General features: G+C 35.8%; 11 protein-coding genes. 7 read left to right on the top strand and 4 right to left on the bottom strand.

Going from position 1 to position 14,729, the window contains the following annotated elements:
* Positions 1-63: 63 nt before the first annotated feature.
* Positions 64-1,404: a sulfatase-like hydrolase/transferase gene (locus tag HCX49_RS13960; RefSeq protein ID WP_168127431.1), complete on the bottom strand. Its 1,341-nt coding sequence runs from the start codon at positions 1,402-1,404 to the stop codon at positions 64-66.
* Positions 1,405-2,073: 669 nt separating this feature from the next.
* On the opposite strand from HCX49_RS13960, the gene HCX49_RS13955 reads away from it, so the two are divergent.
* From HCX49_RS13955 to HCX49_RS13940, 4 genes are all read left to right on the top strand, one after another.
* On the top strand, positions 2,074-3,279 hold the full coding sequence (locus HCX49_RS13955; protein ID WP_168127430.1) for an MFS transporter: 1,206 nt from the start codon (positions 2,074-2,076) through the stop codon (positions 3,277-3,279).
* Between the two features lie 119 nt (positions 3,280-3,398).
* Positions 3,399-3,818 carry an SRPBCC domain-containing protein gene (locus HCX49_RS13950; protein ID WP_168127429.1) on the top strand — a complete coding sequence of 140 codons (420 nt, stop codon included), beginning with the start codon at positions 3,399-3,401 and terminating at the stop codon, positions 3,816-3,818.
* A gap of 311 nt (positions 3,819-4,129) precedes the next feature.
* Positions 4,130-6,379: a TonB-dependent receptor gene (locus HCX49_RS13945; protein WP_237682803.1), complete on the top strand. Its 2,250-nt coding sequence runs from the start codon at positions 4,130-4,132 to the stop codon at positions 6,377-6,379.
* A gap of 2 nt (positions 6,380-6,381) precedes the next feature.
* Positions 6,382-7,542 carry a PepSY-associated TM helix domain-containing protein gene (locus HCX49_RS13940; RefSeq protein WP_206368478.1) on the top strand — a complete coding sequence of 387 codons (1,161 nt, stop codon included), beginning with the start codon at positions 6,382-6,384 and terminating at the stop codon, positions 7,540-7,542.
* A 179-nt stretch (positions 7,543-7,721) separates the two neighbouring features.
* On the opposite strand, the gene HCX49_RS13935 is transcribed toward HCX49_RS13940, so the two are convergent.
* The 3 genes from HCX49_RS13935 to HCX49_RS13925 are packed head-to-tail and all read right to left on the bottom strand — an operon-like array spanning position 7,722 to position 10,984.
* A complete protein-coding gene (locus HCX49_RS13935) occupies positions 7,722-9,146 on the bottom strand; it encodes an L-dopachrome tautomerase-related protein (protein ID WP_168127427.1) in 1,425 nt (474 codons plus the stop codon).
* Positions 9,147-9,167: 21 nt separating this feature from the next.
* Entirely contained in the window at positions 9,168-10,001 is an 834-nt protein-coding gene (locus tag HCX49_RS13930) for an acetolactate decarboxylase (protein ID WP_168127426.1), read from the bottom strand.
* On the bottom strand, positions 10,001-10,984 hold the full coding sequence (locus HCX49_RS13925) for a polysaccharide deacetylase family protein (RefSeq protein WP_168127425.1): 984 nt from the start codon (positions 10,982-10,984) through the stop codon (positions 10,001-10,003). The genes HCX49_RS13930 and HCX49_RS13925 overlap by 1 nt, the downstream gene beginning before the upstream one ends.
* A gap of 90 nt (positions 10,985-11,074) precedes the next feature.
* Between HCX49_RS13925 and HCX49_RS13920 the strand changes: the two genes are divergently transcribed.
* The 3 genes from HCX49_RS13920 to egtB all read left to right on the top strand — a co-directional run bounded on the left by HCX49_RS13920 (position 11,075) and on the right by egtB (position 14,623).
* Positions 11,075-11,911 carry an AraC family transcriptional regulator gene (locus tag HCX49_RS13920; RefSeq protein ID WP_168127424.1) on the top strand — a complete coding sequence of 279 codons (837 nt, stop codon included), beginning with the start codon at positions 11,075-11,077 and terminating at the stop codon, positions 11,909-11,911.
* A 536-nt stretch (positions 11,912-12,447) separates the two neighbouring features.
* Complete coding sequence (locus HCX49_RS13915; RefSeq protein WP_168127423.1) at positions 12,448-13,425, top strand: L-histidine N(alpha)-methyltransferase; 978 nt, start codon at positions 12,448-12,450, stop codon at positions 13,423-13,425.
* Between the two features lie 7 nt (positions 13,426-13,432).
* A complete protein-coding gene (gene egtB / locus HCX49_RS13910; RefSeq protein ID WP_317166833.1) occupies positions 13,433-14,623 on the top strand; it encodes an ergothioneine biosynthesis protein EgtB in 1,191 nt (396 codons plus the stop codon).
* Positions 14,624-14,729 lie beyond the last annotated feature (106 nt).

Here is a 14,729-nt window from a genome sequence, read left to right as displayed (position 1 = left end):
TTTAAACCTCCAATCAAATGGACCTTATCATTTGATTGGAGATTCTCTTGAGTTGCTGAAAAACTATTCCTTTTCATCGAAAGAATTAAATACCCTTTTTAGTTCCGTCAGTTTTTCAGGATATTCATGAATCAAATTTGTTCTTTCACTCGGATCCCAGGCAATATTAAACAATTCCTCTACCGTCTCCTCCGTTTTCCCTGAGATTAAATTTGTTCGTTGTTTAATAATACGATATTTCCAATCACCAACTTTCACAGCTTCTGGTTTACCATAATTAACCAAAAAAATTGGTCTATGGACATAGTTTAAATCAGTCTCTTTACCTTCCAGTAAATTACGTATTGATTGTCCATCCAGTTTTCTGTCTGGTAAAGAAGATCCCGTCCAAGAAGCAATAGTTGGTAAAATATCTAAATTACTGATAGAAGAGCGAATAACTTTTCCTTCCGGGATAATTCCCTTTCCGAAAACAATAAAAGGAACTCGGGCACCGCCTTCATAAGTCAGCGCTTTCGAACCTTTAAATACGCCAGCAGTTCCAACATGCCAATTTTTCGTCTCGCCGTCATCTGACATACGAGCAGGATACTCAATCCAAGGTCCATTATCACTAGAAAACATCAAGATGGTATTTTTATCCAGACCTTTAGCCTCTAATGCGTGCCATAATTGGGCAATATACTGATCCAACTCATACAAGACCGCCCCAAGAGGACCTGCTTTTTGTGCACTGGCATAAGGATTTTTCTTGTTTGAAAATGCCAATGGAAGATGTGGGAAATTATGTGCATAATACAAAAAGAAAGGTTTGTCTTTTTTTTGCTTATTGATAAAATGTAGTGCTTCACGGTGATAATGCTGACTTAGATCCGAATCATCAGGAGCAAATACTTCAGGACTGCGATTTCTAAAAAGTTTAATAACAGTATCTGTTTTCACATAAGGTGCACGGTAATCATGACTATAGAGCATACCATAAAAGAAATCAAATCCTTGTGCATTGGGTAGCGATTCTGCTTTATCACCAAGATGCCATTTTCCTACCAAAGCTGTCTGATAGCCCTTCTGCTTTAACATTTCAGCGATCGTTACCTCAGCATCAGGTAGACCTAATTCCGAGCCAGGACCGATCGGTTGAGGCAAGTTATAACGAGAAGCATAACGTCCGGTCAATAATGACGCACGGGATGGCGTACATGAAGGAGTGGAAACGACATAGTTTGTAGCCCGTACACCTTTACTCGCTATCGAATCCAAAAAAGGTGTTTGAATATTCGGACTACCATAAGATCCCAAATCCGAATACCCCATATCATCCGTCAATATAAAAATAATATTAGGAGGTTGTTTTTGAGCATATAATAAGGAACAAAAACTTATACCCGTTAACAATAACAACATTCTTTTTTTACACGACACGATACTCATAATAGTAATTTCTTTTTTTAAATTAATCAATTAGGATTTATAAAAATTAAAAACTGTTGCATGTTTATTAAAACCTTTGCAGGGACTACATTTTCGATCTTCCAATATTAAATAAATGGCATAATCAATTTCAGAACTGCAGGATTGATTTATAATTGCAGACCAATATAATTAATAAATTGTGCGACCTACAATAAAAAATCTAGTAAAATACGAAAACGATTTCATTCCATCAATTTCAATAACATCATTTAAATGTAAAACATAGCAGTAAAAATAACATTAAACCGTTATGAGATTATAAAAAAAATCATGTAACATCAGCAAGACAGTAAATGAAAAATAAAACATAACCAACTCATTACAAATACTATAATAAAAAAACAAAATTTATTTTCGGAAATTAAATAATCAAAGAATTATGTAAAATCTAAAATTATATACCATCCACGTTCTGTAAATATTAAAAAACAAGTATTCATCTTTATTGAATTTTATACCTTTGCCACATGAGTACATTCAAAAAATAGGTTACATATGTCATATGTAACTTTTGCGACATTTCAGATATCCTCAAGAACATTCGCTAGCTAAAGAAATCCTATTTACGTCTATCTCATTTGTTTTCAATAAACAATACACATGCAAGAAAATACTTTAAATTCACGAAAATCATTTGCTCCGACACTAATTGCATTCGCATTGGTTCCAATTTCGGGCTTAGCAACAGACATTTACCTACCATCCATGCCACAGATGGCAACAGAGCTAGGACTGGCAGAAAGTAAGATTCAACTCACCTTATCCCTGTTTTTAATTAGTTATGGTATTTCACAATTCTTTGCCGGTGCCCTTGTTGATGCATGGGGAAGATATCGGATTACCTTAATTTCCCTTTTTCTATTTACAATCAGCTTTTTTATTACAGCCACAACTGATAATATTATTGTCATTTATATGATGCGCATACTGCAGGGAATACTATCCGCTTTTGTTGTAGTATCAAAACGCGCCTATTTCGTTGATGTGTACGAAGGTGAAGAGCGAAAACGATACCTGAGTGCCATCACTATCGTTTGGTCATTAGCGCCAATTATTGCTCCTTTCATTGGCGGATATTTACAGGCACAATTTGGATGGCGCTCTAATTTTATGTTATTAGCAGCTTACAGCATTGTGCTCTTCATATTAGAACTCATTTTTTCCGGTGAAACAATCCGTCAGAAAAATCCACTTCAATTTGAATATTTAGTCACTGAATTTAAGACCATGCTTCAAACGAAAGACTTTACGTTTGGAGTGCTCATGTGTGGAATAAGCTATGGTTTAGTTATGTTCTACAATCTAAGTGGACCATTTTTCATTGAACACAATTTAGGTTATAGCTCCATTACGACCGGATACATTTCCTTATTAATGGGACTTGCATGGATGTCCGGGGGATTTATCGGTCGTGCACTAATCAAGAAAGCGCTATTGCCAAAATTAAGATATGCTAATTATTTACAAATTGCTTTCATTATTTTAATGATTATAATATCTCCGTATATCACAAATCTCTTTACATTATCACTATTCGCCTTCTTGATCCACGTTACCGCAGGATTTATATTTAATAATTATTTCGGTTACTGCTTAGGTCGTTTTCCTTTATCAGCAGGAATTGCAGGTGGCTTAGCAGGTGGTATAACTTACCTCGTCACTTCTGCATTAAGTTATATTGTCGTGAGTCTCGTTAACCCAGAAACACAGACTGAGATAGGTATTGGTTATGCAGTATTTGCTGTTTTGGGTTTCGTTACCCTAATGATAATTAAGGCGAAAAAAGCGTACAAACAATGGACGTAATCACTAATTTTAGATTATTCTAAAAACAAATTGGCGAAATTATACGTTTTACCTTAACATTTTAGACAACTTAAAATAAGCTTTTGTTTCAACTTTTTTAAATATTTCACCAAGGTATCATGATTACATCTTCAATAGTAATACAAAAAAAAGCATCAATTATCTGGGAGGTACTGACCGATAAGAATCAATTCAAGCAATGGTATTTTGACATTCCTGATTTTGCTCTAGAGAAGGGGTTAACATTTCATTTTTATGAGCCTGGTGGTAAAAATAAATTTTTACATGAGTGTACAATACTTGAAATTATTCCTAATAAAAAATTAGTTCATACCTGGACTCACCCCACCTTTAGTCAGGGTGTAACAACAGTCAGTTGGTTGCTCCAGGAAAATGAAGGACTAACAACTGTTACTTTACATCATGAAGGTATCGAAAACCTTCATGATGCAGGCCCCGAATTTGCTTCAGAAAACTATCAAACCGGATGGGATCAGATTCTCAGCAATCTCAAAAAGTTTGTTAACGAAAAAGATTAATAAATTTCCCAAAAGCGGGTATATTTTACAAAAAGCAATTGTAATCTAATTCATAAACTTTTTAGAGCAGTAAACTCACAATAAGACCTGTAGAGTTTATGTCTAGTAACTAATTACTGCTAAAAAAAATCAAATAATAATTTCACTCGAATTAAATAGATTGTATATTTGCCTATTGTTTAGAACAAATCTAAATCAACATAAGAATATTACAGATGCCTATTTCATTCCCTTCCATCTCTAATAGATGGAAATTTCTAATTCTAATAATACCATTACAGGTATTCGTTTTCATTTGTCAAGCACAACAAATGACTATAAAAGTCAAAACAGAAAAAGATCTTCCAATTGCTGGAGCGACGGTACGTTTAAATCAACAACTATTAGGAAGTACAGATACAGCTGGTGTGTTGATCACAACAAATGAAAAAATAGCAAATCAAAAAATATCAGTCTCCGCGATAGGATTTAAAGAAAAAATCATCAGTTTATCCAATAAACCCAGCAATAATTTAATCAGCGTCACTTTATTGGCAAGTACAAATGTATTGGATGAAATCGTTGTTACGGCCGGAAGAAAGCCAGAAAGTATTTCAACGATACCATCCTCTATCACAATCTTGAATCAACAAGATATACAAGCACAAACCAACATTACGAACAATTTAGCTACGGTACTTGGTAATGCAATTCCGGGTTTGGGTACCTCGACCAATAAAGCTACAAATTCTGGACAGACCCTTCGTGGACGTGCCGTACTTGTTTTGATAGATGGAATCCCGCAATCAACACCGCTTATGAATGGAGCACGTGACCTACGCACCATCGACCCTAGTGTGATTGAACGTATCGAAGTAATAAAAGGTGCTACTTCAATCTACGGAAATGGTTCAGGTGGAGGTATTATCAATTATATTACCAAGAAAAACAAGGACGGTAAAAAGATTAGTGGTCAGACCATTTTGGGAACATCAATAAATCCATTTGACCCTAAGGAAACCTTAAGTTACAAACTTTCACAACAGCTTTCAGGACAGGTAAATAAATGGAGTTACACCGTTTCGGGTTCGGCAGACTACACCGGTTTACAAAGAGATTCCGATGGTTTACCTCTTGGACAAACTGATGGTCTTTCCAATTCCTATCAGTACAATGGCTTTATTAAAATAGGTTATCAAATTGATTCAAGCAGTACATTGACTGGATTTTATAACTATTATGGAAGTACACAACGTGCCAAATATATCAGTAAAAACGGCATCTATGGTCAGTCGCCTACAATTGGAGTTAGAGGAGAAGAACCAGGCAAACCCGCAGGTACACCTTACAATCACAATGCGATGTTAACCTATTCAAAAAGTAATCTTTTTCATTCAACCCAATTGGATGTAACAGCTTATTTAAATTCCTTCAGTTCAATGAACAGATACGTTGCCAGTGGAACGGCGTGGTATGGTCCAGGACAAACCATGATCAACTCTGAGAAAAAAGGATTGCGCTTAAATCTGAATACTCCATTTCAGCTTTTTTCTATTCCAACTGAAGTAACTTACGGTTTAGATTTATTAAAAGATGTAACCTATCAAGATTTAACAGATGGACGTGTATACATACCAAAAATGAATATGGTTAATTTTGCCCCCTATGCGCAAGTAAAAGCCGACCTCATTGAAAATTTGATCTTTAAAGCTGGGCTTCGGTATGAAAATGCAACCGTTAAAGTCAACGATTACAATACCATAGCTACTGGTCCGAATGGAGAAGGAAGTATATTGGTAAGCGGAGGAAATATTCCATATAAAGCGACAATGTTCAATGCAGGATTACGCTATACTAAATACGATTATTTCAACCCTTTCGTTAGTTTTTCGCAAGCATTTGCGATCAATGAATTAGGTCGTATTTTACGCCGTGCTAAAGAAAACACAATCGGTAATTTAGAAACAGACCCGATCATTACCAATAACTATGAAGCTGGTTTTTCAAGCCGTTTTAGTATCTTCAATATTTCAGCCTCTTACTACATCAGTACTTCGGATTTAGGTGTTAATTTAGTAGATGTAGGCGGTTTTTTAATGCCTCAGCGTGAACCTGAAGAAGTAAAAGGATATGAAGTTACTCTTGATGCGCAACTGAGTCAAAAATTAAGCGTCGGTGGAAGCTATGCATATGTAGAAGGAAAAGCAAAAATGGATGATGGTAGCAAAATTTATCTTAATGGATCTCGGATTGCACCACCTAAAGCAACAGGTTTTTTAAGTTATAAACCAAACCAACAGTTAAATCTGCAATTGTTTTGGATACACACTGGAGCAAGAGATCGATTTGCGCTCAATGACAAAGGAAAATATAACAATAGTGAAGGCCCAATCAGTAATGTAGACCTCTTCAATTTATCAGGTAACTACAATCTGAATAAAAATTGGAAAATAGGCTTCGGAATAGAAAATATATTCAACACATCTTACTACCCTACAGTTAGTCAATACCGTGCATTGGATGCCGAGTACGTAAAAGGTATTGGTACTGTCACTTCATTAAACCTTCATTATCAATTTTAAGAATGATTAAGGCAGGTTTATTATGGCTACATAAATGGCTAGGCCTCTTTACAGGCCTAGTTGTTTTTATTGTTAGTTTATCGGGTTGCTTTTATGTATTCTATGATGAGCTTAAACTAATAGTCTATCCTCAAAAATACTACACTCAAGATTCAGTTGGAGAAAATAATAAGTTACTCCCACTAACACAGCTGATTGATATTGCTCAAAACGCTTTACCTAAAGGTGAAAAAATAAGTAGAACAGATCTGTACCTCTCACCAGACAGAACTTGGATATTTCGTGCGCTAAAAACGGATGAACATGCTTTTGGTAATAATCAATATTATATTTACCATAAACGAGTTTTTATTAATCCTTATTCGGGTAAAGTACAAGCGGTAGAAAACTCCAAAACAGAATTTTTTCAGATCGTCTTACAACTTCATATGAACTTACTATTGGGCGCCATGGTAGGACATTGGGTAGTAGGAATTTCGGTCATCATATTCATAATAATTTTAATAACAGGAGTGATCCTATGGTGGCCTAAAAAATGGACCATCAAAAAATTAAAAAGACAGCTTTGGTTTGATTTTAAAGTTAAATGGAAACGATTAAACTATGACCTGCATCAAATCTTAGGACTTTATAGTGTCATTTTCGCCTTATTAATTGCATGTACAGGTATTGCATTTACATTTCCCGCATTTAAAACTTTTTATGTAAAATCGCTCAATGGTTTCGATAGCACAAAAGAAATTGAACAACAGGAAAAGTTCGAATATGTACCACAGAATCAGTCTAAAATATTAGATAATGCGCTCAATTTCACCATATCAAAACACCCAAATGCAGATATGATGTCGATTCGTTTACGTAAATCTCCAACAGATCCACAAGATATTCAAGTGCGGTTCATTAAAGATCGTACCGGCGAATTTATTTGGTATTATTTTAACAGAGGAAATGGTCAGATTGAAAAAATAAAACAATCAGAAAATGCTCCCATAGGGGATAAAATTGGCGCGATGAACTATGATCTTCATGTGGGTAATTATGGAGGTATAGCCACTAAAGTTTTACATTTTTTCATCGCTTCAATATGCGCATCACTTCCTATTACAGGAACAATCATTTGGTTAAACAAGAAGAAAAAGAAAACCAAAAAAAGAATTAAATAATTTCAATTATATAATAACATAAAAAGAAAAGCCATCCTAATAGATGGCTTTCCTTTTTTAATAAGAATTTATTTTTTGTCTTTTCTATTTTCAATATTTAATAACAATTTTACCAATTGCAGTACCACTTTCTAGAAGCCTATGCGCTTTCATATTGTTCTAATTATTACTACTAACTACTATTTTTTTTTAAATCTATAAATGAAATAAGGAGCGACTCCACTATCTTTACCACCTGTAAAGGCTGGCGCTGTATTCAATTGATTTATCGAAATATACATCCAGTCATCAGGCCCCTGATAAACATTATCTGGCCATAAAAGTTTATCATCATCCTGTATTATATGACTCAATTTACCTTTCTTGTCCATTTTAGTGATCGCATGCTCCTGTAGATTCGTAAAATAATGATTCCCCTCCCAATCGGTAAGAGCTCCGTCACTGAATGGTTTATCCCCGACCTTAATAATCTGATCAAATACCAATTGACCAGGCTGGTGTCCCCGTAATACTTTTGTCGGGATACTGTACCATCCCGTGCCATTCATAGCTCCGTAAAATAAAGTTTCACGATCATCCGATAAGGTGATAGGATCGATACCCACTCGCGCAGGTTTTCCTCCAAAATGAACTACCTTCCCGTCAATAACCATATCTTTATCCTCGGCATCAAACGAAAAGTGCTTACTAAATCTTGTTGCCTTCTTAGTTTTTAAATTTAAGACGATGATACCTGGATCGGCAATATCTGCTAAATAGGCAAAACCATGCTTTTCGTCAATGGTCACATCCTGAGCAAATGTCCCCTTAGGAGCAATACGACTTGGCAACGTTATTTTCTCTATAACTTTATTTTGCTGTATATCAAATGCCCATAGTCTGGTCTTCCCAAGTTTCAACCCCATATCAACAACCCAAAGCCTATTCTGTTTGTCAAAAATGAGACCCAACATCGCATCAAAAGTTGTATCACTTGCTTTAGCACCATTCTTTTGCATTTTAAGATTAGGATAAGGAACTGCCTTACCATCCACAATCTCCACCAATTGTAATTGCTGACTACCCAATGGATGAATCGTTGAGAAAATGCGTCCTTCAGCAGATACAGCCACATCACCAGGGCGAACGTCCAATTGGGCGACAGCTTCCAGCTCTCTCTTATGTTCTTGATCATTTCCAAAATAACTGGCAGTTCCATCAATCCAATCTTTTCTTGGAGGAGCAAAAAAATCAATGTCCAATGTGCCGTCTTCCAAACATTCAAACTCATGAGGTATATTACCTGGTATAATAAGCACCTCTCCTGCTTTAACAATATAATCTTTGTTCTGCATAGTCACTTTAACACTTCCCTTCGTAATATAAGTCGTTTGTTCATTCGAATGCTGGTGCAAAGGAACTTTCGCTCCTTTATCCATTTTGAACAAGGCTAGCATACCTTGTTCACCAAACACATATTTCCGGTAAAGTCTGTCAGCTAATTTTTCCCAGCCCAAATCATCAAATTTAATATGCTGAATTTCCTTTGGCAGTTGAGCGACAGCAAAATTCATTACTGCAAATGTAAACAGTACAAGTACAATGGACTTTTTTAATAAAAACATAATATAAAAATTTATAATTATTTAATAAGCGCTTTGAGAAGCGCGACCTGTATTCCATTCTTTTTGAAACCTTGGACTTGACTCAGGAAAGAGTAATTCATACCCCACTTTAGTGTCCACACTGACTTTTATTTTTGTTGTACCAGACCTTCCCGATATAACATGTCCACCAACAGATCGGTCATCAGAAATAAAGTGCAGATGAAAAGGAGTTAGATCAATATTATCCATGAATGTAGGATTATAAAATCCCACCAGTGTACCCGATATACCCGAAACATGATAGACCGGTCGTGTTTCCATTAACTTGGCAAGACCGGTAGTATCATTTTCAGCAAGCTTTAGGGCTCCTCCCAATTGAATTTCTGCCATTAGTCCATGTATCTGAATACCGAAAGGCTTGTTAAAAGAAGGTAATCGCTTAACGATCTCTTCCTGCATCCGTGCTAGTGTTAGATCACCATCCATTTCAAATACCATATCAGGCGTGAATTGTGCAACAGCGGCGAAAGGTACCTTCCTATCATCTTCAGCTTGAACAACTTGACCGGTAGGGATAACACGGTAATATATACCATCCAAAGCAACCATTTCACCATCCAAGTGATTGAATGTACCTAATCCAAAATCCCCCTTCTCTCTTAGCTTACCAACAGCTAAATCTCCTGTATAAACACCATGGCGCATAGCATCCATGACAGAATAATGAAATACAGTCTCCGTCGACTGCGCCCAGACGTCAAAGTTAAATCCACTGATCAGAATCGATAAAATTAGAATGGTATACTTTTTCATCAAAGCATAATTCAATGATAGATCATGGATCAGCAAAACATTAGTTTTTATAGTTTTCATTATTGATTATTATATTTTCGTTCGGAATCATCTCTTGGTGTTTTAGGATCATGGAGCACCATCTTCGCAATGTCATCCTTACGCATAAAAACAACCCCATCTTTATCTTTGACATATGTAATAAAATCATCCATTGCTTTTACAACAGCTGGAGTTCCCCCAATACGATCATGAAAACTTATACTCATCATTCTTCTTTTTGATTTACCCTCCTCATACAGTTGATCGAACTCCATCTTTAACTGCGAAAGAAACATTTCTGGAGTCCAATGATTGCCTGCTATATTGACAATATCATTGTTACGAAGCGTGTAAGGCATGACCACAAAGTCCTTTCCATTCACGGTTGTTAAAAAAGGTTCATCACGGCTCAAGTCATCGATATGATAAAGAAACCCCAATTCTTGTAAAATCTTTAAAGTATTAGGACTTCTACGTAACCAATTTGCATTATATCCAACGGCTCTTTGTCCCGTAATACGCTCCACAGTATCTACACCTCTTTTAACAAAATCTAGTTCCTCATTATAATCTTTATTCCATTGGTCATCCCATGAAATTCCATGGGCAGCTATCTCATGTCCATCTGCAGCAATTGCCTTGGCGACTTCGGGATATTTCGATGCGGCTGTCCCAACGACATGAGAAGTCACTTTGATATCGTATTTTTTCCAAAGATTTAGCATGCGATAAACGCCTTCTACAGCCCCGTACCTATACCAACTTTCAGCAGGTAAATCGGGGTTTCCCACCGGTAAGGGATTGCCTGAAAATGGACTTTCAGCTCCAGCCGGCTGTCCCCCTGTTTCAAATTGCATGGAAACAGATATCACCAGCTGAGCGCCATTTGGCCATTGCTTGGTACTAGAAATAGAATCAGAAACTGAAGATTGCACATCAGAACTTTGTCCATTATTTTTGCAAGAAGCAAAGACGAGTATAATTGCTAAAATAGCAACAATAGAAATTGATGATTTATACATAGTAATTATTTGTTTTTACAAAAATATTATGAAGCAAGCGCTTAAATCTGTAATTTTTCATCGTATGTTTGTACAAATCAATTACTATGTATGCAAAGGTTTAATAGCTATTACTCATTAAATGTATTTGCTCTGGAGCTGGATAAATGGGATTTCCCAGAACATAAGCACAATTTTTATGAAATTATTTTCGTTGAAAAGGGAACCGGTGATCATATCCTAAATGATGCTCGTATGTCCTATGAGGCCGGAGATGTTTTTATCTTAAGGCCTGAAGATGGACATTATTTTGAAATAAAAGAATTTACAAAATTCATCTTTCTAAAATTTAATGAGCAATTATTTACAGAAAAGTTGGCAGGAAGCAAAACAGCCAAATGGTTAGAAACGACCCAAACTTTACTTCAGACAGCCTCAACAATAAATGGAAACATAGTAAAAGATGAGGTTGACAAAATTCATCTCCACTATTTGTTTCAAATTCTATTGCGTGAGTTTTCAAACAATTGTGCCTATAGTAGAGAGTTGCTTCTGGAACTGTTTGGTGGTGTCATGATGCTGTTGGCCAGAGCGCAGTCTACAGTCCAATTTGGACTAGAATGCCCCTCTAATACTGAAATAGATAAATTAAGCCAAATACTGAGTTTTACCCGGATGCATGCCTTGAATCCTGAAAAGATGAAAATTGACAATATAGCATCCCAATTTAATATGTCTCCAAACTACATCAGTATCTATGTCAAAAAGCATAGTGGCCAATCCATTCAGCAACATATCATCCAGACCAAAATAAAAACAGCTAGTCAACTATTAAAAAATGGTCGGTACAACATTAATGAAATTGCGCTAAAACTTGGATTTTCCGATGCAAGTCACTTCAATAAAATTTACAAGAAATATACAGGAGCAAGTCCTAAACAAAAGTAAAGACAATTGCTTTAAACGGTATAAGATATTGCATTATATAATTCATCAATGAAAACTGTTTACAAAATATCCTCTCTCTTGAATATAATAGCATGGACGCTAATGTCTCTCGTTATTATTGGAAGCGCATATCATGATATGAGGCACCTTATTCTCAATAGCTCAGTAGGAATAATGGTCCTGATTATACCCATTTTCACCTATAAAAAAAGACAGAATATCCTAAGACTATGGGAATATTCTGATAAATCAAACAGTCAATCCTGGAAAAACTTTTCAATACTAAACATCATAGAGTCTTTTTTCGTTTTATTAATTGGATTTGCTGGTTTATCGGCTGTAATATCAAGAGCATTTGGAGAAAATTATCCAGTCTTTGGATAGCAGTATAAAAGTTAAAAAATCTTTCACAATTCCGCAATAAAGAGTTATTTATTTTCATACTATAACAATAATAGATACAAGTAACATGCTCCCTCAAACAAACAACTACTAGCCTTTAACTGTTATCTTTCAAGAACAGTTAAACAAGAAAGATGAACAGCAGTCTCCGCAACGAAAAAGAAACAATAACTAATCATAAATTCCAAAAAGAGGTATTGGATGATTTAAAAAGTAATCCGAAGAGATTATCCTCTAAATATTTTTATGATAGCAAAGGAGATCATCTCTTCCAAAAAATCATGGCACTGGAAGATTATTATCTGACAAAATGTGAACTTGACATCTTCAAAAATCAGACAGCTGAAATTGCTAATTTAATAAGCACAGATGGCAAACCATTTGATCTGATAGAATTGGGAGCAGGCGATGCAATGAAATCCACCTTTTTACTGCAACACCTTGTTCGTAGAGAAGCAAACTTTACTTACATGCCGATCGACATATCTGGTAATATCCTTTCAGTTTTAAAAACAAATCTTAACGATGCAATTCCAGCTTTAAATATCATCTGCCTCAAAGGTGAATATTTTGAGATGATCGAAAAAGCAATGACAATATCGTCAAATCGCAAAGTAATATTATTTTTAGGGAGCAATATTGGTAATATGGAAATTGCGGATGCTGAACAGTTCTGCTCCAAATTGAAGAGTAAACTAAATCCTGGAGACAATGTATTAATAGGTTTTGATTTAAAAAAGCATCCTAAAACGATACTTCGTGCTTATGATGATCCAACAGGTATAACTGCAAAATTCAATCTTAATCTTCTCCTTCGCATTAATCATGAACTCGGGGCTAATTTCAACATAAATCAATTTGAACATTATCAAACCTACGATCCCTTAAATGGCGCATGTAAAAGTTATCTCATTAGCCTAACAGAACAGCAAGTGACACTCGGCGAGGAGCAGATCTCATTTGTGAAAAATGAACCCATTTACATGGAGATATCACAAAAATTCTCACCTTCTGACATCCGAGATCTCGCCAATAGCTCAGGTTTTAACTTTGTCAGCGAACTATACGATTCGAAAAAATGGTTTATGGATGTAATATGGGAAATCAAGTAAAAAAACGATGATGAATACAAAACATACAATAACCGATCACATTACAGATTTAGAAGAACAATATTGGACTATTCGAAATCACTCTGTACATATATGCGCACCTTTAGCCATTGAAGATTATGTTGTGCAGCCAATAGTAGATGTCAGTCCTCCAAAGTGGCACTTAGGGCATACAACTTGGTTTTTTGAAACATTTTTATTGATCCCTTACTTTCCTGAATATCAAGTTTTCGACTCACAGTATAATTATGTCTTTAACAGTTATTATGAAACTGTAGGCGCGCGGGTCATCCGAACCGATCGTGGAAATTTAAGCCGTCCATCCGTATCTGATATTTACAAGTATAGAGCTTACGTAGATGAGCAAATGCAGTTATTTTTTAAGCAGAAACGACATCACTTACAGGAAGTATTAACTTTGCTCGAACTGGGACTTAACCATGAACAGCAACATCAGGAATTACTGATTTCAGATATCAAATATATTTTGGGCCACAATCCGCTTTTCCCATGCTACAATAGCGATCCAGAACCTTCAAAATCAGAATTCGTAAATAAAGAAATGATTACCTTTCCAGCCGGAATATACGAAATCGGATTCGAAGGAAAGGGGTTCTGTTTCGATAATGAACTTGGGAGACATCACGTCTATTTACAAGAATTCGAAATTGCTACACAAGTTGTCAGCAACGGGGAATACTTAGAATTTATAGAAAACGGAGGGTATCAAGACTTTCGCCATTGGCATGCTGAAGGTTGGGACTGGGTAAAAGAAAATGATGCTCATGCACCACTATATTGGTATAAAATTGACAATCAATGGATGCACTATACATTATCAGGTCTAAAAATATTGGATCTCAATGAAGCACTCAATCATATCAACTATTTTGAAGCGGTTGCTTATGCAAATTGGAAAGGAATGCGTTTACCAACAGAGGCCGAATGGGAAATCGCGGCTGATAACATGCATTGGGGCGACCGATGGGAATGGACAGGAAGTGCCTATCTGCCTTATCCAGGTTTCAAAAAAGAAGCTGGTGCGGTAGGCGAATATAATGGAAAGTTCATGGTCAATCAAATGGTTTTACGAGGTGCTTCGGAAGCTACGTCAAAAGGACATAGTAGAAAGACATATCGAAATTTCTTTCATACACAGCACCAGTGGCAATTTACGGGTATTCGACTAGCACGATGATATCGATCACAACGAAATCAGCCCTATAATATCAAAAAATACGATAATAAATAACGGTGACATGGATTATCAAGCCGTGGCTAATAATTTGAAAAGAACGTAACTG

Origin of the sequence: Sphingobacterium sp. B16(2022), from assembly GCF_012030425.1 — a bacterium.
GTDB lineage: Bacteria > Bacteroidota > Bacteroidia > Sphingobacteriales > Sphingobacteriaceae > Sphingobacterium > Sphingobacterium anhuiense.
This window is presented reverse-complemented; position numbering and strand designations above follow the sequence as displayed.